The sequence below is a fragment of the Klebsiella michiganensis genome (assembly GCA_000963575.1).
Classification (GTDB): Bacteria; Pseudomonadota; Gammaproteobacteria; order Enterobacterales; family Enterobacteriaceae; genus Cedecea; species Cedecea michiganensis_A.
Genome location: CP011077.1, coordinates 2,522,413 through 2,544,021, shown reverse-complemented (window position 1 = coordinate 2,544,021; position 21,609 = coordinate 2,522,413). Strand labels below are relative to the sequence as shown.

At 59.4% G+C, this 21,609-nt stretch carries 5 protein-coding genes; 4 read left to right on the top strand and 1 reads right to left on the bottom strand.

What is annotated here, in order from left to right:
• The first annotated feature begins 2 nt into the window (after window positions 1-2).
• Window positions 3-326, top strand: a complete 324-nt coding sequence (locus VW41_11885) for a hypothetical protein (protein ID AJZ89684.1) — start codon at window positions 3-5, stop codon at window positions 324-326.
• Window positions 327-424: 98 nt separating this feature from the next.
• Here VW41_11885 and VW41_11880 read toward each other — a convergent pair whose 3' ends face one another.
• Entirely contained in the window at window positions 425-1,339 is a 915-nt protein-coding gene (locus tag VW41_11880; GenBank protein ID AJZ89683.1) for a transcriptional regulator, read from the bottom strand.
• A gap of 190 nt (window positions 1,340-1,529) precedes the next feature.
• On the opposite strand from VW41_11880, the gene VW41_11875 reads away from it, so the two are divergent.
• From VW41_11875 to VW41_11865, 3 genes are all read left to right on the top strand, one after another.
• Entirely contained in the window at window positions 1,530-3,032 is a 1,503-nt protein-coding gene (locus tag VW41_11875; GenBank protein AJZ89682.1) for an aldehyde dehydrogenase, read from the top strand.
• Between the two features lie 840 nt (window positions 3,033-3,872).
• Complete coding sequence (locus VW41_11870; protein ID AJZ89681.1) at window positions 3,873-5,222, top strand: CyaE; 1,350 nt, start codon at window positions 3,873-3,875, stop codon at window positions 5,220-5,222.
• Window positions 5,223-5,360: 138 nt separating this feature from the next.
• On the top strand, window positions 5,361-21,602 hold the full coding sequence (locus tag VW41_11865) for a type 1 secretion target domain-containng protein (protein AJZ89680.1): 16,242 nt from the start codon (window positions 5,361-5,363) through the stop codon (window positions 21,600-21,602).
• The last annotated feature ends 7 nt before the right edge of the window (window positions 21,603-21,609 follow it).

Genomic DNA, 21,609 nt, shown 5'->3' with positions numbered 1-21,609 from the left:
CGATGAATTCTGTGATTAAAGGCATACTGCTGGCCGGCCTGTTCTTCAGCACATCGGTGATGGCATTAACCCTAAGCGAAGCGCGCGAGCAGGGGCGCGTGGGTGAAACATTAAGCGGCTACATTGCCCCCATCAAGCAGGATCCGGAGACGCTGGCGCTGGTGAAAAGCATCAACGAAGGCCGCGCCCAACACTATCAGCAGCTGGCGGACACGAATAATGTCTCGCTCAATGAAGTTGCTCGTCTGGCAGGCCAGAAGCTGGTGGAGAGAGCGCCCGCCGGGGAATACGTGCGCGGGCTGAACGGGCAATGGATGAAAAAATAGCTATGCGTTTATTCCCCGTCAGTCGTTTTCTCCCTCTCCCTCAGGGAGAGGGCCGGCGGGAGGGTTGAATTATGGATAATAGCCAGAGGATTGGCGTTTCAGGCAGACTGAAAGCGTTTGCGATACTCCCGCGGCGACACGCCAAACCTGCCCTTAAACGCCGTTGAAAAATGGCTGTGATCGGCAAACCCCCAACTGTAGCCAATGCCCGCCAGCTTTTCGCTGTCATTGGCGGTGCGCAGCGCCTGAGCGCAGAGATCCAGCCGGCGGTTCTTAATGTATTGCGCGACAACCAGCCCTTTATCGGCAAACAGTCGGTAAAGGCTTCTCACCGACATGCCTGACTCTGCGGCTATCCACTCCGGGCGCAGCGTTTCGGACTGAATATGCTCATCAATCAGCGACATGACCTTCTGCAGGTGACGGTCGCGCTTTGAGTTCGGCAGGCTGTGTTGAATCAGCGCCGGCGCAAGCAGGCAGGCAATCGCCTCCAGCGTGGCTTCACTTTCTCCGCCGCTGAGGCCGTCGCTACCCATGCTTTCGCGCAGTAAACCGTGGCTGAGGCGCACAACGGGCATCTCTGCAGGAAGGCGTTGCGCGCAGGGCACCTCGCCCTGGCGCAGGTGCTGCTCCAGCAGATGGCGCGGCAGCAAGAGCGAAACCTGCTTCGCCCCGTCGGTATAGGTAAAACAGCTGGGGCGGGCGGCGTCAATCAGCGTGATATCGCCCCGGGCAAGCACGGCCTGGCGATCGCCTTGCTCCATCACCGCTTCCCCCTCCAGTTGAAAAACGGTATAGAACCAGGCGTCATTGCTTTGGCTGACTTCACGCTTTGTACGCAGCAAACACGCCTGGTTAATTTCCACCACGCTAAGCTTGATGGCATGGGCCAGATGCTCGCTCAGACTGCCGTGAAACCCGCTCTCCAGCGCTGCACCCGAAAAACGACCACATGCGCGATTCACCTGGTCAAGCCATTTTTCGAATCGCTCGTTGTACTGCTTTTCTGCCATACATCCTCACTTTTCGCCGCCAGAAGCCAATAACTATAGGTAAACGTGATTCGAAAAAAGAGTCATTATCTACATTTGTGTAGCGTGTCACAGGCAGCAAAGCGAATGTCAGCCACAGAAAACCCTAACCTCAACATAGCGCCTAGAATGAAGGTGAGCTACACGATAATGACCTTAATAAGGAGATGCTATGACCGAGCCAGAAACGGTAAGCGTGCTGGGCAGTGTGCGCCAGTTTCTTCAGCGTTCACACGGGCTGTACATTGATGGCCGCTGGCAGACGTCAGACAGCGAAACGCGCCTGCCGGTGTTTAACCCGGCGGACGGGCAGCAAATTTCCAGCAGCGCCGATGCCAGCGCTTCGGATGTTGACCGGGCGGTAACGTCCGCATGGCGTGCATTTAGCAGCGGCGTATGGGCAAACATGCTGCCTGCCGGTCGGGAGCGCATTCTGCTGCGGTTTGCCGACTTGCTTGAGCAGAATACGGAAGAGCTGGCGCAGCTTGAGACGCTGGAGCAGGGCAAGTCCATCAACATCTCCCGCGCGTTTGAAGTGGGCTGCACGCTGAACTGGATGCGCTATACCGCAGGCCTGACGACAAAAATCAGCGGCCAGACCCTCGACGTGTCGATCCCGATGCCGGAAGGCGCGCGCTATCAGGCGTGGACGCGTAAAGAGCCGGTTGGCGTCGTCGCCGGGATAGTACCGTGGAACTTCCCGCTGCTGATTGGCATGTGGAAAGTGATGCCGGCCCTGGCCGCAGGCTGTTCTATTGTCGTTAAGCCTTCGGAAACCACGCCGCTGACGCTGCTGCGCGTGGCGGAACTGGCAACCGAGGCTGGCGTACCGGATGGCGTATTCAACGTGGTTACCGGCAGCGGTGCGGGCTGTGGCAAAGCCCTGACCGAGCATCCGCTGATTGCCAAAGTCAGCTTCACCGGTTCGACGGCGACAGGAAAGGGCATAGCCAGAGCGGCGGCGGACAGGTTAACGCGCGTGACGCTGGAGCTGGGGGGGAAAAACCCGGCTATCGTGCTGAAAGATGCCGACCCGGCGATGGTCATTGAAGGCTTAATGGCGGGCAGCTTCCTCAACCAGGGGCAGGTGTGTGCCGCCAGTTCACGAGTCTATATCGAAGCGCCGCTGTTCGACACGCTGGTGAGCGGTTTTGAGCAGGCGGTGAAATCCCTGCAGGTGGGGGCGGGCATGGATCCGGCGGCCCATATCAACCCGTTAGTCTCGAAGGTTCAGCAGCAAAAGGTCGCCGGTTATCTGGCCCAGGCAGAAGAGCAGCGGGCTGAACTTATCTCCGGCAATCAGGGCCCGCAGGGCAGCGGCTACTATATTGCACCGACGCTGGTGGTGAACCCTTCCGCCTCGCTGCGTCTCGCCAGAGAAGAAGTCTTTGGCCCGGTGGTTAACCTCGTGCGGGTGGCGGATGCGGAAGAAGCCTTGCGGCAGGCCAATGACAGCGACTACGGTCTGACGGCAAGCCTGTGGACCAACAACTTACAGGCGGCAATGCAGTACACCGGGCGCATAGAGGCAGGGACGGTTTGGGTGAATAGCCATACGCTGATCGATGCCAACATGCCGTTTGGCGGGATGAAACAGTCGGGGACTGGGCGTGATTTTGGCCCGGACTGGCTGGATGCTTTTACCGAAACCAAAACGGTCTGCGTGCGTTACTGAATGTGGGCACATTTCGGCGCTTATCACGGCCCGGAATTATCTGCCGCTGGTACTCTGGTGGTCCCCTCCCGCGAGGGGAGATCGTTTGTCCGATCTTGACCATTAAGCTTGATAATAAATGTTGCTACCTTCAGACCGGGTTTTCCCGGTCTTTTTTTTTGCATTTTTTTGTCAAGAACACGCTATTTTAGTCATGAAACGCTTACGTTAAGTGACTATTCCATGAGGAAAATATCCGTCTATACGGCCTTATTTTGCGCAAAACTTACGGCAATGTAACATTTATGGAAAAGCAACCAAAAATGAGCAGCCCATATTTATCGGCATATTTACCCGAAATGTAAAATTGATTTACATCAAAATCCATTCTATAACCTTATGAATTATAACTGTTAGCTATTTGTGTATATGTATTCATTCTTGGGGGTTATTGATTGCCATACCCCATTTCTTTTCTTTTGAGCAACATATCATTAACAACAAATGATTGGTGAGGTTAAATTTTCTTTGGTAGGATTTTTCTTACAAACATTTCGGGAAAAGGATGTGACTGGTTTGATCCCCCGGTTTAAATAAGTCATATTGCGTGTCGCCTTTATATTAAGAGGTGGCGGAATTATGACTTTCATTTTTAAGAAGAAACGAAAGCGACGGATAGTTTTCTATCTCTTTTTAGTCAGAACGCATTGTTCCATGAAATTAATGGAAATCCATGCTGTGGGTATTTTAATTTAAATATTACAGCCATTTAAAAGAAATAACTTACCGCGCCGTGCCTGTTTATTTCCAATACAGGACGGCACAACATCATCCGGATTATTACCCTGGCTAAGGATATCGTTGTTTATGCTTGAGTCTTATTTCCTGCCAGCCATGATACTTGCCGTTATTTGCCTCGGCAGCGGCATGCAGGTGAAGGCCGCACCGGCGCCGGGCTGGGCCGCGGCACCCGGTATCGCGCAGACGTCAACCCTGACGCTGGGTGAAAGTATTCTGTTCGCGCTCGACCGCGACCCGTCCGTCTCTCAGCAGGCGGCACAGTTCGGCATTGGTCAGGCGCAGATTGATCAAGCCCGAAGTGCCTGGATGCCGCAAATTTCCCTCAACGGGAGTACCGGTCATTCACGTACCACGGACTCCAGCGGCTCGCTCAAGAACTCGGCGGCCTACGGGCTGAGTTTGACTCAACTGGTGTACGACTTTGGTAAAACCAACAGCAACATCAGTCAGCAGCAAAGCCAGCGCGAAAGTTACCGCTATCAGCTGATGGCGACGCTAACCGGCGTGGCGGAAAAAACCGCCCAGGCGTATGTCGACCTGAAGCGTAATGAAGCGCTGGTCGAGGCGACGGAGGAGAGCATTGCGGCGCTGCAAAACGTTAACGCCATGGCAAAGCTGCGCGCTGATGCCGGGTTGAATTCAAGTTCTGACGTGCTGCAAACCCAGACGCGCATCGCCGGGATGCGATCGACGCTGGAGCAGTACCGGGCCGCGCGGCAGAGTGCAAAGGCCAGGCTGGCGGTGTTAACCGGCGTAAGCGCCGCGAACTATCAGGCTATGCCCGTCCGCCTGGCGCTAGAGCAGGAGCCGCTCGACAACATTGACTACTCGCTGATCCCCAGCGTGCTGGCTGCTGAAGCTATGCGTGAATCCTCGGGGTATGCCGTAGACAAAGCAAAATCAGGCCACTGGCCGACGCTAAGCCTGCGGGGCGGGCGTACGCGCTACCAGTCCAACAACAGCGCGTACTGGGACGACCAGATTCAGCTTAACGTGGACGCGCCTATCTATCAGGGCGGCGCGGTTTCCGCCCAGGTCGAGCAGGCTCAGGGCGCAAGGCGTATTGCGGCCTCTCAGGTTGAACAGGCCAAATTCGACGTGCTACAGAAGGCATCGGTGGCGATGGCCGACTGGAACGGGGCCAGGGGGCGTGAAACGGCAGGGGCGCTGCAGCTAGAGAATGCCCGGCGCGCGCGCGAAGTTTATAAAAATGAATATAAGCTCAGCAAGCGTAGCCTGAATGATTTATTAAGCATAGAGCAGGATGTTTTTCAGGCCGCCTATGCACAAATTAATGCTGATTTTGACGGCTGGCAGGCCGCGGTAATTTACGCTGCTGCCGTGGATAATTTATTACCCCTGACAGGAGTAGAAAAAAATGCCGCGTCGAAATTACCCGATCTGAAATAAAGAGAGCCAGGGCAGTGGGTTAACCACATTCGCCTGAAAATAAGCTGATGTGAAATGAGAACTGGATTTCTCAGGGATGTCCACATCAAAAGAATTAAGAACATATGCCTCGTTCCGGCATATTTAAGGAGAAGTGCTATGAATAAGATTCTGGAAGTTATTTCCCGTAAAGATGCAGAGAAAACCCTGGTAACCGGCGACGGGAATCTCTCTGTGGCGCTCTCTTCCCCTTCCGTTATTCAGATTCACGGCAGCGCCAAAGACGTGGCGCATTACGTGCGTCAGGGCAACGATCTGCTGGTGTACATGAAAGACGGCAGCGTTATTCGCTGCAACGGTTATTTCATGGAGGAAGAAGGGCGGCCGGGACACCACTCTGAGCTGGTGTTTGATGACGGTAAAGCACTTACTCATATCACTTTTGACGAAGCGGGCGCGGCCGTCGGGACACAGGGCACTGAATTAACCGCTATCGCGGTGCCGATTGAGTCCATTGAACCGTTCATGGATGGCTCCCTGCTCGGCGACATGCCGTGGGGCTGGGTTGCCGGTGCCGTAGCGGGCGGGGTGGGCATTGGCGCGCTGCTGGCACACGGCGGCGACAAGTCACACACTGAAGTCATCGACAACACCAAACCGGTGGAAAGCGCCCGCCCGACCTTTATGGTCACCGACAACAAAGGTGACAGCCAAGGTCTGCTGAGCAGCAACGCGGTTACCGATGATTCAACGCCAACCTTCAGCGGCTCCGGGCAGCCGGGCGCCACTATCCAGGTTAAAGACGCCAACGGCAATACCATTGCCAGCACGATGGTCGACAGCAACGGCAACTGGAAGGTTCTGCTGAGCGAGCAGCCGGACGGGACGCACACCTACAGCGTGGTGCAAATTGACGGCAATAAAATCACCTCTGCCGGGGAGATAACCCTCAATGTCGTCACCGCTCAGGCTTCACTGACCGCCGCGACGACGGCGGGCGACAATACGCTCAACGCGGCGGAGCAGGCGAATGATTTTGTCATCAGCGGCAGCGCCACGGAGCTGGCGAGCGGCACCGCGCTGACCGTTACCCTGAACGGCAAAACCTATGCGACTACCGTGGGCAGCGACGGTAGCTGGAGCGTAACCGTGCCGGCGGCCGATGCTAAAAGCCTGGCCGACGGCAGCTGGACGGTAACCGTCAGCGGGAAAGACGCGGCGGGCAACAATATTTCTGCCAGTGAAACGCTGGTGGTGGACACCCAGGCCCCGAGTCTGACCCTGGATATCCTCGCCGGGGACAACATTATTAACGCCGCGGAACATAACGCGGCGGTCACCGTCAGCGGCAAAACCGATGCTGAAGCCGGGCAGGTGGTGACCCTCAAGCTGAACGGCAAAACCTATACCGCGACCGTCGGTGCCGACGGGGGCTGGAGCATGGAGGTGCCGGCGGCCGACGTGCAGGCGATGGCGGACAACAGCTATACGTTGAACCTCAGCGTCAGCGACAAGGCGGGCAATACTACGACGACAAACGCTTCCCTGCTGGTGGACACCACGCCGCCGGAAGCCAGCGTCAACACCGTGGCCGGGGATGATATTCTCAGCGTCAGTGAGCAGGGGCAGGCGCAGATTATTTCCGGCACCAGCCAGGGTGCTGCTCCGGGCGACAAAGTCACCGTTTCTATTGGCAGCGAAACCTACCAAACCACCGTGCAGGCGGACGGGAGCTGGAGCGTCGGCGTGCCTAAAGAGGTTATCTCTTCGCTGCCTGAAGGCCCGAACACCATTACCGTGGCCATTACCGATGTGGCCGGAAACACGGGCACCACCACGCACGACATTACCGTTAGCTCCACGCCGCCGAACGTGGCATTCAACGCCATTAGCCAGGACAACGTGCTGAACGCTATTGAAGCGACTCAGCCCTTAATCCTGAGCGGCACCAGTAATTTGCCGGACGGCAGCCACGTCACAGTAACGCTGAATAACGTAAATTATACCGCGCAAGTTCAGGGCGGCGTCTGGCAGGTGCAGGTCCCGGTCAGCGACGTGGTTAAGTTAGGCGACACGACCTACACGCTTAGCGTGAGCGGTACGGATACCACGGGCAACACGGGGACGGCCACGGCCACTCTGCAGGTAGACACGGCGCTGCCCACCGTCATTGTGTCCACTTTTGCGGGCGATAACCGCGTTAATAACAGTGAAATTGCCAACGATCAGATGCTGAGCGGGCGCGTCACCGGGGCGCATCAGGGCGATACTGTCACCATTAACATTGGCGGTAAAAACTATACCGCCACCGTACAAAGCGATTTGACCTGGAGCACCACGGTGCCTGCGGCTGACCTGCGGGCGCTGGGCGATGGCGATGTCTCAATCGTCGCCTCCGTGACCAACGCCCACGGCAATACCGGCTCCGGCAGTCGCGACATAAACATCAACGCTCAGCTTCCAGGGCTACGCATCAATACCGTCTCCGGGGATGACGTGATTAACGCCATCGAGCAGCATCAGGATCTAACCGTGACGGGGACCAGCACGCACCTCAGCGCCGGGACGATTATCACCGTGCGCATTAATGGCGTGGACTATCAGGCGGCAGTGAGCGCCACGGGAAGCTGGCAAATAGGTATTCCGGCGGCCGATGTGGCGGGCTGGCCGAACGGCAAGCTGGAGATGGTTGCCAGCTCCGCCGACGAGTCGGGGAACCCGGTTGCGGCCACCCGCCCGGTGGACGTTGACCTGAACGCCGTCGCTATTTCAATCAACAGCGTGACCAGCGACGGCGTGCTGAATGCGGTCGAGAAGGCCGCAGATCTGACCCTGAGCGGGAAGACCCTTGGCGTGGAAGCCGGGCAAACGGTAGTCATTAAGTTTGCCGGACACACCTACACCACAACCGTTAACCAGAGCGGGGACTGGACTTTTACCGTGCCGGCGGCGGATATGCGCGACATGATTGACGGCCGCGCCGACGTCTCCGTCAGCGTCACCAACGTCAGCGGTAATGGCGCCAGCGGCGCGCGTGAAGTGCTGGTCGATACCCAGCCCCCGTCAATCACGCTGAACAGCATCACGGCCGACAATATTCTTAACCATGCCGAAGCGGCACAGGAACTGGTGATAACCGGGACCAGCACCGCCCAGCCAGGGCAAACGGTCACCGTTAGCCTCAACAATCAAAGCTATACCGGACTGGTACTGGCCGACGGTACCTGGAGCGTTACCGTGCCGGTTGCCGATCTGGCTAACCTGACTGACGGTAGCTGGTCGGTTAGCGCCAGCGTGAGCGATGTAGCGGGCAACCCGGCCAGCACAAGCCACGGGATGCTGGTCGATACCACCGCGCCGGTGGTGACCATCAATACCTTCGCCGGCGACAACATCGTGAACCGCTCCGAACACGCTCAGGCGCAGGTATTGTCCGGGAAAGCCACCGGCGCCGCCGTGGGCGACAGCGTGAAAATCACCGTCAACGGAGTGGAATACTCTACGGTGCTGGACGCCAGCGGGAACTGGAGCCTTGGCCTGCCCGCAGAGGTGATAAGCGGCCTGGCGGATGGCAAATACACCGCAACGGTCGTGGTGACAGACAAAGCGGGCAACGTCGGCGGCAGCTCGCTGGCATTTGACGTTGCCACCGGGCTGCCGCAAATCACCATCAATGCCATCGCGCAGGATGACGTGATTAACGCGGCAGAAAAGAGCGCGGAAGTCACCGTGAGCGGCACCAGCAATCAGCCAGACGGGACGCAAATCACCGTCAATCTGAACGGCGTGGACTACGCGGCCGTCGTCAACGGCAATGCGTGGAGCGTGAAGATCCCGGCGCCGGACGTCGCCAAACTGGGTGAAGCCAGCTATACCGTGAGCGCTTCGGTCACGGACGCCAGCGGCAACGCCAACTCTGCCAGCCACAGCGTGCTGGTGGACAGCTCTCTGCCGATCATCACCATTAACGCCGTCGCGGGCGATAACATCATCAACCTCGCGGAGGTTAACGCCGGGCAAGTGCTTACCGGGAGCGTGATCAACGCGGCGGCTGGCGATGAAGTTACGGTCATTCTTGGCGGTAAAAGCTATACGGTTATCGTTCAGAGCGACCTGAGCTGGAATTTGCCGTTGAGCAAAGAGATGCTCACCGCGCTGGGGGATGGCGACCTTACCGTCCATGCCTCCGTCACCAACGGGCGGGGCAACACCGGCAGCACGGACCATGACATCACCATTGATGCCCAACTGCCGGGCCTGCGCCTCGATACCATCTCGGGCGATGACATTATCAACCTGGCGGAGCATAACCAGGATCTGGTCGTCAGCGGAACCTGCAGCGGCCTGAACGCAGGCAGCGTGGTTACCGTGACGTTGAACGGCAAAGACTACCTGGCAACGGTTAACGCCGATGGAAGCTGGAGCGCAGCCGTGCCGGCGGCCGACGTAAGCACCTGGCCTGATGGCGTGCTGACGGTAACCGCCAAAGCACAAGATGGGGCCCAAAACCCGATCGGCATCGACGGTATTGTAGACGTCGATTTAGCGCCGGTGTCTATCAGCGTGAACAGCGTGACGGCCGATAACGTGCTGAACGCGGCAGAAAAAGGCGTCGACCTGGTGCTTTCCGGCCTGACCACCAACGTTGAGCCGGGCCAGACCGTTACCATTACGTTTGCGGGGCATCGCTATACCACTTCCGTCAATAATGACGGGAGCTGGAGCTACACCGTGCCTGCCGCCGATATGGCCAGGCTGAAGGACGGTGATGCCCAGGTGACCGTCAGCGTCAGCAATGCCAACGGCAATCCGGCGACGTCCACTCAGGAATACAGCGTGGACGCCAGCGCGCCTACGTTAATTATCGATCCGCTGAGCGGGGATAACCTGCTTAACGCCGCAGAGGCGAAACAGCCTTTGATTGTCAGCGGCAGCAGCAGCGCGGAGCCGGGGCAGGAAGTGACGGTGACGCTGAATAACGTCAACTATACCGCGACGGTCGGCGCTGACGGCCGCTGGAGCGTCAGCGTGCCGGCTAGCGATCTGGCCGCACTCAAGGACGGCACGCTCACCGTTAGCGCCTCTGTCGCGGACAAAGCCGGTAACCCGGCAAACGCTGACCGGGGCATGCGGGTGGATATCACCGAGCCGAAACTGAGCATCGACCCCGTCGCCGGGGATGACATCATCAACGCCAGCGAACATAGCCAGGCTCATACCGTGGGCGGCACCAGCACCGGGGCTGCCGCAGGGGATGTGGTTACCGTCGTGGTGACCAACGGGCAGGGAACGTCGTTCACCTTCACCACTACGCTGGACGGTAACGGCAACTGGAATGTCGGTATTCCGGCGTCGGTCATTAACGGCCTGGCGGACGGCAGCTACACCATCACCGCCAGCGTCACCGATGCGGCAGGCAACAGCGGCAGCGCCGATCGCGCTCTGACCGTCAACACCGCGCTGCCGGTTATCTCGCTTGCCACTATCGCGGGTGATGATGTCATTAACGCGACGGAAAAGGGCCAGGACCTGGTGCTCTCGGGCACCAGCAACCAGCCAGCGGGCACCCTCATCACCGTCACCCTGAACGGGATTAATTATCAGGCCGTGGCCGGCACAGACGGCAGCTGGAGCACAACGGTTCCGGCTTCCGCCGTCAGCAAGCTGGGAGAAGCTAACTATACGGTGACCGCGGCGGTGACCGACGCCCACGGTAATAGCAGTAGCGACAGCCACAATGTGCAGGTCGACAGCGCCTTGCCGACCGTCATCGTCAATAGCGTGACCAGCGACAATATCCTCAACATCACGGAAATTGCCGGCGGCCAGACGCTCAGCGGCACCGTCACCGGGGCAGTTAAAGGTGACGTTGTCACGATTAATCTCGGCGGCAAGCTGTATCAGGCGACCGTCCAGGATGATTTGAGCTGGAGCCTGCCGGTTTCCAAAGAAATCCTCACCGCGCTGGGTAACGGCGAACTGACCATCACGGCCTCCGTGACCAACGGCCACGGCAACACCGGGAGCGGCAGTCGGGATATCGTTATCGACGCGAATCTGCCGGGTCTGCGCGTGGACACCGTCGCGGGCGATGACGTGATTAACGCCATCGAACATACCCAGAACCTGATTATCAACGGGACCAGCAGCGGGCTCGGCGCGGGCAGCGCGGTGACCGTGACGATTAACGGTAAAGACTATGCGGCAACCGTCCGCGCGGACGGCAGCTGGCAGGCCGCTGTACCGGGGGAAGATGTCGCTCGTTGGGCAGAAGGTGCCGTCACCATTGAGGTGAAAGGCAGCAGCGGCGCGGGGAACGATGTGGCTATCCAGCACCAGGTTACCGTCGACCTTACCGAAGTGGTCATCAGCATTAATGCGGTTACCGGCGATAACGTGCTGAACGCCGCCGAAAAGGGCGCCAACCTCGAACTCTCCGGCATGACGCAAAACGTAGAGCCGGGCCAGACCGTCAACATTACCTTTGCCGGGCATACCTACACCGCCACTGTTCAGGCGGACGGTAGCTGGAAATACACCGTTCCGGCGGCGGATATGGTGAACCTGAAAGAGGGTGATACCGCCGTTCAGGTGAGCGTCACCAACAAAAATGGCAACAGCACCGATGCGGCACAAAACGTCAGCGTCGACACTCTTGCCCCGGCGTTAACCGTCGATCCGGTCAGCCAGGATAACCTGCTGAATGCCGCAGAGGCGAAGCAGGATCTGGTCATCAGCGGGACCAGTACCGCTGAGGCGGGACAGACCGTGACCGTGCGTCTGAACGGTGAAAGCTATCAGGCAACGGTAAAAGCAGACGGCAGCTGGAGCCTGACCGTACCTGCCGCGGACGTCGGCAAGCTGACCGACGGCAACATCACCGTTACCGCAAGCGTAGAAGACCAGGCGGGTAACCCCGGCAGCGCCAGTCGCGACGTGCTGGTGGACGTTACCGTGCCTAAAGTGACCATCGGGACGATGGCAACCGACGATGTGATTAACCAGACCGAACACGGTCAGGCGTTAGTGATTTCCGGCACCAGCACCGGCGCCCAGGCCGGTGATATCGTGACCGTCACGCTGGGTAATAAGCAGTATACCGGCGTGGTGGATACGAACGGCAACTGGAGCGTGGGCGTACCGCGAGCGGATGTTAGCGCGCTGGGGGACAACACCTACACGGTGACCGCCTCCATCACCGACAAAGCGGGAAATACCGGCGATACCTCGCATACCGTGACGGTAGATACCGTCGCGCCAACCCTGAGCATCGACACCATTGCGGGGGACAACATTCTCAACGCCGATGAGAAAACGGGTGATGTAGTCATTAGCGGCACGTCTACCGGCCTTGCGGCGGGGACTTCGGTGACCGTGAATCTGAACGGTAAAAATTATGCGGCCACCGTTGGGGCTGACGGGAAATGGACCACCACCGTACCAGCAGGTGATGTCGGCAAGCTTGGCGAGGCCTTCTATGAAGTTTCCGTCAGCGCCAGCAACGGCGTGGGCAACGCTGGCAGCCAGAGCAGCACCCTGGAGGTCGCCTCTACGCTGCCGGGGGTTATCATCAATGCCGTGGCGATCGACGACATTATCAATGCCGCAGAGCTGGCAACCGGCCAGACGATCTCCGGGCGTGTGACCGGCGTGCAGGCCGGGGCGGACGTGACCATTAACATCGGCGGGGTGAACTATACCGCGAAGGTGCAGAGCGATCTTACCTGGAGCCTGACCCTTGGCCAGGATGTGCTGACCGCACTCGGCGACGGCTCGCTTAAAATTAACGCCTCCGTGACGGACGGGGCGGGTAACACCGGCACAGGTTCGCGCGATGTCACCATCGACGCGGCACTGCCGGGCATCAGGGTTAATACCATTGCGGGCGATGATGTTATCAACGCCATTGAGCATGGCCTGAACCTGGTAATCAACGGTACCAGCAGCGGGCTGAGCGAAGGCAGCACGGTAACCGTGACCATCAACGGTAAAGACTATGCCGCAACGGTGCGTGCCGACGGTAGCTGGCAGACCGTGGTGCCAGGAAACGAAGTCAGCCAGTGGCAGGCCGGAGATATTACCGTGTCGGCGGGGGGGACCAGCAGCTCAGGTAACCCGGTCACCATCGATCACACCGTCAATGTGGATCTCAGTGCGGTGGCGATAACCATCGGCCAGATTGCCGGGGACGACGTGTTGAACGCCGCCGAGAAAGGCGCTGATTTATTGCTCTCCGGGATGACGCAGAATGTGGAAGCCGGGCAGACCATCAGCATTACCTTTGCCGGGCACACCTACACCACTCAGGTAGCAAGCGACGGCAGCTGGAAATTCACCGTCCCGGCTAATGATATGAAAGGCCTGAAAGACGGTGATACTTCCGTGGAAGTCAGCGTCGTTAACGTGACCGGCAACGGGGCTTCGGCCGGGCGTGAAATCAGCGTGGATACCGCAGCCCCGACTCTGCAAATCAACACCATCGCCGGGGATGACGTGCTCAATGCCGCCGAGGCCGGGCAGCCGCTGGTCATTACCGGCACCAGCAATGCGGAGCCGGGGCAGACCGTGACCGTCACGCTGAACAATGAAACTTATACCGGTATCGTGCAGGCCAACGGCACCTGGAGCATAACTGTCCCTGCTGACAAAGCCTCAGCGCTGGGTGACGGCGTGTATACCGTTGACGCCAGCGTCAGCGATGCCGCGGGCAACGGATCCTCCGCGAGCCATAACCTCAGCGTGGACGTCACCGTGCCGTCCATCTCGTTTGGTGTGGTGGCGGGCGATGACGTAATTAACCTTGCCGAACACGGCCAGGCGCAGATTATCTCCGGCTCCAGCAGCGGCGCTGCGGCAGGGGATAAAATCACCGTGACTATCGGCGCAAACAGCTGGACCACCACCGTGGATGCGGCGGGCAACTGGAGCATCGGCGTCCCGGCCAGCGTGGTTAGTCAACTGGCGGACGGCAAGGTCACCATCAACGCCAGCCTGACGGACAGCGCGGGCAATACCGGCAGCGGCAGCCATGAAGTGACGGTCAATACCGGGTTGCCGTCAGTGAACTTTAATGCCATCAGCGGCGATAATGTGCTGAACGCCATTGAAAAGGGCGAAGTGCTGACGCTGAGCGGCACCAGCGCTAATCTGGCGCCGGGCACCGCCGTTATCGTGACGCTGAACGGCAAAAACTATACCGCCACCACCGATGCCAGCGGCAACTGGCGCGTGGACGTTCAGCCGGGCGACCTGGCCGGACTGGGGGAAGCCAACTACACGCTGACCGCGACCGCAACCAGTTCCATCGGCAACAGTGCCGGCGCCAGCGCCAGTCTGCTGGTGGACACCGCCGCACCGGGCATCACGATTAACCCGGTTACCGCAGACAACGTTCTCAATGCTGCCGAAATTGCGGCAGGTCAGACCCTTAGCGGTAAAGTCAGCAATGCCGCCGCAGGTGACGCTGTCACTATTAATCTGGGCGGAAAAACCTATACCGCGACGGTGCAGAGTGATTTGAGCTGGAGCCTCGACCTGCCAGCCGACGTGCTGACCGCCCTGGGTAACGGCAAATTAACCGTCACGGCTTCGGTCACCAACGGCCACGGCAACAGCGGCACGGCAGATCGCGAGTTTACGGTTGACGCCAGCCTGCCGGGTATCCGCATCAACACCGTGGCGGGCGACGACGTCGTCAACGCCATCGAACACAATCAGAATCTGATTATCAGCGGCAGCGCCAGCGGCATGAGCGAAGGCAGCACCGTCACCGTCACCATTAACGGCAAGAGCTATCTGGCTACCGTTAGCGCCAGCGGAACCTGGTCGGCAGCCGTTCCGGCGGGAGATGTCAGCCTGTGGGCGGCAGGTAATCTCACCGTGACGGCCGCGGGCAGCAGCAGCGCGGGCAACCCTATCTCTATCGATCGCTCGGTGAATGTTGATCTGAGCCCGGTCGCGGTCAGCGTTGAAAATATCACGGCGGATAACGTGCTTAACGCCGCCGAGAAAGGGGCGGACCTGGTGCTGTCAGGTAAAACCCAGAACGTTGAGGCAGGGCAAACCGTCACTATTACCTTCGGCGGCCGCACCTACACGGCTCAGGTTGAGTCCGACGGTAGCTGGCACTATACCGTGCCAGCGAGTGACATCGCCGGGCTGAAGGACGGCGATGCGTCGGTAAAAGTTAGCGTCACTAACGTGAACGGGAACGGCGCCAGCGCGGAGCGTGAGTTCAGCGTTGACGCCACGGCACCTGGGCTGACTATCAACCCGATTGCCACGGACAACGTGATTAACGCCGCGGAAGCAGGCGCGGGCGTGACCGTCACCGGGACGTCAAATGCGCAAGCCGGGCAGACGGTCACGCTCACCCTGGACGGAAAAACCTACACCGGCGTGGTGAAAGCGGACGGTACCTGGAGTATTACGCTTGATTCAACCGCCCTGGGGGCGCTGGCGGATAACCAGTATGTGATAAAAGTTGACGTCAGCGACGCGGCAGGTAACAAAACCACCGGCAGCCAGAACATGACGCTGGATACCACCGCGCCAACCGTTAGCTTTAACGCCGTGGCGGGTGACGACATCATCAACCTTGAAGAGCACGCTCAGGCGCAGATTATCTCTGGCTCAAGCACGGGCGCGGCGGCCGGGAACAAAATCATCATCACCCTCGACGGGGTTCAGTACGTTACTCAGGTGGATGCCAAAGGCAACTGGAGCGTCGGCGTGCCGGCCTCGGCGGTATCAGCGCTGAAAAACGGCACGGCGACGATTACCGCCACGCTGACCGACAGTGCCGGAAACGAGGGAGCGAACTCCCACACGGTTGAGGTTAACGCCGCCCGCATTGGGCTGACTATCGACACCATCAGCCATGATGACGTCATTAACGCCGCGGAAGCCCGGCAGGATCTGACGATCGGCGGCAGCAGCACCGAACTGGCCGTAGGCACTCAGGTGACGGTCACCCTGAACGGCATTCAGTACACCACCACTATTCAGCCGGGCGGCGGCTGGAGCGTAACCGTCCCGGCAAACCAGGTACAGAATCTGGCGCACGGCAGCGGCTACACGGTAATGGCGTCGGCGACCGACAGCGCGAACAACGCGACGTCGGCGACCCATAACATCAGCGTCGATACCGTGGCGCCGATAGTCACCATCGCCGACATCTCCGGCGACAACGCGATCAACGCGGCCGAACAGCAGCAGCCCTTAACCATTCGCGGCACCAGCAGCGCAGAAGCCGGGCAGAAAGTGACCGTGAAGCTGGGCAGCGAGAGCTATGAAGCCACGGTTCAGGCCGATGGTAGCTGGAGCATTACCGTGGCGGCCGAAGATTTGGCGAAGCTCGCTGACGGCGAGTTCAGCGTCCATGCCGCAGTGAATGACAAAGCCGGGAACCCGGGCAGCGCGGATCGTACTTTGACGGTGGACACCACCGCGCCGACCATCACCTTCGACAAGGTGGCCGGGGACGACATCATCAACAGCGCCGAACAGCAGGCAGGCCAGGCTATCAGCGGGACAACCAACGCCCAGCCTGGGCAGACGATTACCGTGACCTTCAATAATCACACTTACCAGGCGGTGGTGAGCGATACCGGCACCTGGTCGGTGACCGTTCCCGCTCAGGATTTCCTGGGCGCGGCGGACGGCAGCTATCAAATCTCTGCCAGCGTAAGCGATAAAGCGGGCAACAGCAGCAGCGCGGACAAGCAGGTCACCCTGAGCGGCGAAGTGCCAACTATCAGCATCAACACCTTTGCCGGGGACGATATCGTCAGCGCGGCGGAGCACGGCACGCCGCTGGTGCTAAGCGGAGTCACCAATGCGCCTGCGGGGCAAACCGTGACCATTACGCTGAACGGGCAAAAATACACCACTACGGTGAACGGCGACGGGACCTGGAGCTACACCCTGGGCAGCAGCGCGGTATCCGCCCTGGCGGACGGCGACGCCTATGTTATTCACGCCAGCGTCAGCAACAGCATCGGCAACAGTGCGGGTGTCGACCGTACCATCACGGTGGATACCACGCCCCCGCAGATGACCATTACCATTGACTCGCTGCAAAACGATACCGGGCTGAGCGCCAGCGACTTTATTACCGCCGACAACAAGGTCGTCGTAAAAGGCTCCCTGAGCGGAGCGCTGGGCAATAATGAGAAAGCGCAAATCAGCCTCGACGGCGGTAAAACCTGGACGGATCTGGTGGTCACGGGGACGTCATGGGCCTACGCGGACGGCCCGCTGCCGGACGGCACGGTCACCTACCACGTTCGCGTGGTGGACAACGCAGGTAACGTCGGCTCGACGGCAACGAAAAATGTCACCGTCGACACCGTGGCACCGGATGCGGGGACAACGATAACCGTCGAGGCTATCTCCCGCGACACGGGGCTGGACGCACACGATTTTATTACCAGCGACAATACCCTGACCCTCAGCGGCAAGCTCGGTGCCCCGCTGGCGGCGGGTGAGCACGCCCAAATCAGCATTGACGGCGGTAAAACATGGGTTGATGTCAGCGTTAGCGGCACCAGCTGGAGCTACGTTGACGGGCGTCAGCTTGCGGATGGCGACCACCTCTATCAGCTACGCGTTGTCGACGACGCGGGCAATATCGGTTCGACGGCCAGCCAACTGGTAACGGTAGATACCGTGGCGCCGGACGCGAGTAAAACCGTCACGATTGACAGCATCAGCACCGATACGGGTCTGAGTAACACTGACTTCGTTACCAGCGATACCTCGCTGACTGTTCACGGTTCGCTGGGCGCCCCGCTGCTGGCGGGGGAATACGTTCAGATAAGCCTGGACGGGGGCACGGTCTGGCAGACGGTAGTAACGATTGGCTCAACCTGGTACTTCAACGACGGACGAACCCTCAGCGATGGCACTTATCAGTACCTGGTTCGGGTGGTTGACGATGCCGGTAACGTTGGGCAGAGCGCATCTAAGAACGTAACGGTAGATACCACGCCGCCGGACGCGTCTGTCACCGTGACCGTCGACAGCATCACCACCGACAGCGGCTTCAGCAACAGTGATTTTATCACCAACGATAATACGCTGACGTTGAACGGTTCTCTGGGCGCGCCGCTGGGCAGCAACGAATTCGTTCAAATCAGCATCGACGGCGGAGCCAGCTGGTTTTACGCCACCTCGGTGAACGGCACCCGCTGGAGCTATACCGACGGACGCCAGCTTGCGGACGGGGACCATACCTGGCAGGTTCGCGTCGTCGACCTGGCCGGAAACGTGGGGGCAACCACCAGCCAGACCGTCACGGTAGACACCGTCGCGCCTGCCTATGGCATCACCATCGACGGTATTTCTGATGATACCGGCCAGAGCGCCAGCGACTTTATCACCATGGATACCACGCTGACGCTGAACGGCACGCTGGGCCATGCCCTGGCGAGCGATGAGCGCGTGCAAATCAGCCTCGACGGCGGGCGGAACTGGGTCGATGCGGTGGTGAACGGAACCGCCTGGCACTACGTTGATGGCCGTACCCTGGCCGATGGCGACTATGTTTACCAGGTTCGCATCATCGATCAGGCCGGAAACGTCGGGTCAACCGCCAACCAGGTGGTAACCGTTGATACCGTGGCCCCGGATACCGTGGGGAGTATCGTCAGCTATACCGATAACAACGGCGAACGTACCGGTAATTTCGACAGCAGCTATTCCACCGACGACACCTCGCCGGTGCTGAACGGCACGCTGAACCAGGCGCTGGCGGACGGCGAAATCGCGCAGATCTTCCGGGACGGCGTGCTGGTGGGCAACGTAACCATCACCGGCGGCACCCGGTGGACGTTCGCTGACTCAGGCCTGCTGGACGGAAGCTACCATTACGTCCTGCGCGTCACGGACAAAGCGGGGAACTACACCGAATCGAACGACTTTGGCCTGACGGTCGACACCTCGGTGCCAACCACCAAAGCGCTGGTCAATGGGCTGAACACCACGGATACCACACCAATTATCACCGGGAGCGTGGATGCAAACCTGGTGCACGGCGAGTTCGTGGTAGTGACGGTGAATGGCAAGACCTACACCTCCGATCGCGGCGGCGCGGTGGTGGTCGATCCTGCCTCTAACACCTGGTACCTGCAGATCCCGGACGCCGATGTGCTTTCGTTAAAGAGCTATGACGTTACGGCGCAGGTGAAAAGCAGCGCGGGCAACGGCAACAGCGTCGATGTCACCCATGGCACGGTAGTGGTGGGCGCGGAGGCGTCCATGACGCCAGCCTGGGCCTTTACCAGCGCGACCAACGCCATTGCCGCCAGCTTTATGCTGGACGCCAACGGGATGTGGACTTTTGCCAGCAACCAGCAGTTTGCTACCGCCAACGATCGCAACAGCTACAGCGTGAGCGGGAACTTCTCAATGACCGGGAGCTACACTACCGGCGCCTATGCGGACATCAACCGTGATGGTCACGCCGATATGCTGGTGGAAAGCACCAACTACAGCTACATCACCCAACTGATGAACAATGGGGATGGAACCTACACCTCAACCAGCCCCGGTAGCAGCGCCACGGTCGGCGCGCTGCTGTGGTACGGCGCGGTCGTATCCATTGACTTCCAGGGGGACGGCTACGTTGACTTTGTGATGGGAGACGCCGGCGGGCCGGACTCCAGCACCTTTGTGAACAACAACGCAGGCAAGCTGACAGGAACATCCGGGGGCGGGACCTATACCAACTTTGTCTCAGGCTCAAAAGTCGGCAACTACAACAGCGTGATTGAAACGTCCGGGGTGGATTTGAACAACGACGGCATGGTGGATATTGCCCAGCACACGACCAACGGCGGCAACATCTATGCGCTGTCCACGATGTTTAACAAAGGGGACGGCACCTTTACCTGGAGCCAGAACTTCATCAACACCATGTACAGCGCGACGGGGTCTGCCGCGGCGAACAATGCGGTGAGCATGACCTGGGCCGACTTTGACGGCGACGGCTACATGGATCTCTATATGGGGATGTCGCGCGCCGGTACGGGCGGCCTGCTGATGATGAACGACGGTAAAGGCAATCTGCTTACCGGCACGGCGGTTGGCAGCGAGAAATATAACGGCACGGTCAGCGTGGCGGTGGACTGGAATATGGACGGCCGGATGGACATCATCAAGCTGGCCAACACCGGACAGTCGTATATGTACACCAACGACGGGCTGAAGGGCGTGGCGAGCTTCACCTCGTCGAAGTTCGGCTCGGCGACCACCAGCCAGGTCTCCGGCGCGGCGCTGGTCGACTACGACTGGGACGGCGCGCAGGACCTGCTGATTTTCCGCCAAAACGGCAGCGTAACGCTGGAGCGGAACACCAACGCCGTGGCGCCGGGCACGGCGATTCACCTGAAAATTGTCGACAGCCAGGGCATTAACGTGTTCTTCGGCAATACGGTGAAGCTCTATAACGCAGCGGGCGAGCTGGTGGCAAGCCAGGTGATTAACGCCCAGTCGGGGATCGGCATCAATGACGCTTCGGCGCTGGTGAGTTTCTACGGCCTCAACCCGAACGAAACCTATCATGCCGAGCTGGTAAGGGCGATCAACGGCGTCTCCAGCAACACGACGTGGAACGGGCTCACCGCAGGCGATGGCAGAGAAAGCTATGCCCTGACCGCAGATGCCGCGACCGGCGTTCACGCGGGCACGCTTACCGGGACCGGCTACAACGATACGTTTATCGCCGAGCAGGGAACCTATGTCTACAACGGCGGCGGTGGGTGGGAAACCTCTTCCGATCACCAGACCTGGAGCGCGACGGGCGGTATGGATGTGGTTGATTTCCGTAACTCGACCGTTGGCGTCACCGTCGATCTGGGCAAAACCGGGGCGCAGAATACCGGGTTTAATACCGCCACCTTCAGCAATATCGAAGGGATCGTTGGCTCCAGCCATGACGATGTGATCACCGGCAATAGCGGGAATAACACCTTCGAAGGCGGCGGCGGCAACGACACCTTCAACATCGGCAGCGGCGGGCACGATACGCTGCTCTACAAGCTGCTGAACGGGTCTGATGCCACCGGCGGAAACGGCCATGACGTGGTCAATGGCTTCAGCGTCGGGACCTGGGAAGGCACCGCAGACAGCGACCGCATAGACCTGCGCGAGCTATTGCAGGGCAGCGGTTACGCCGGAGATGCTTCCGCACACTACGTCAATGGCGTAGCGCAGCTGGGGGCCGGGGCTGGCAACATCGGGGACTACATCAAAGTGGTGCAAAACGGCAGCAGCACCGAGATTCAGATTGACCGTGACGGTAAAGGCGGAGCCTTCGACCCAACGACCGTGATAACGCTGAACGGGGTGCAGACCGACCTCGCCACGCTGCTGGCGAACCACCAACTGGTGGTGATTTAACGTTAGT